Below are 588 nucleotides of genomic sequence, written 5' to 3' on the forward strand. Positions count from 1 at the left end.
GACAGCGAGAAGTATTTGAAGACGGAGGAGTGGAACCGGGACCGTATGCGTATGGTGGAGGGGATGATCCAAAACGAGATCGGTGCGATGGACGTGATCATGGGGCATATGTCCGATTACTCCGCTGCGATGTCGAAGTTTCCTCCTGCGGGTGCGGGTATGCCTCAGTATGACGTGGGCGGATTTTTGAACAAGTGGGGAGGCAAGATCAACGGAGCGGGTCCTTCTCTTTCGCAACAGGCATACAATCAGGTTCAGTTTGTTTTGTTCGGCGCGGCGCCTCCTACGACTTGGGCGCGGGCGAATTCTACGGATGCGGCTACGTTTGACGCGGCGTATTACAATCAAGCGGCGACCGTGATGGGTGTGCAGATGATGTTTCTGACTTCGATCGACGCGATTTGTATGGGGATGTGCGCGTTTAGTTTGGCGTATGCGGCGGAAGTCGGTAAGATGGGGATGTTAAACGGTGAGGTTACGAACGCAGTGAGTTCGATCAAGACGGAAGGCGAGAAGCTGAAGGAGAAGGTAGCGGAACTTCAGTATTTGACTGACATCAACGATTCTACACAATTATTTAATATTCTA

Annotated in this window: 1 protein-coding gene; it reads left to right on the top strand. The window is 52.0% G+C overall.

All coding sequences use genetic code 11. The features are described from left to right. Positions 1-15 precede the first annotated feature (15 nt). Positions 16-588, top strand: a 573-nt coding sequence (locus EHQ17_RS19355) for a hypothetical protein (protein ID WP_135736230.1), incomplete at its 3' end; no start/stop codon positions are given.

The organism is Leptospira gomenensis (genome assembly GCF_004770155.1).
Taxonomy (GTDB): Bacteria; Spirochaetota; Leptospiria; order Leptospirales; family Leptospiraceae; genus Leptospira; species Leptospira gomenensis.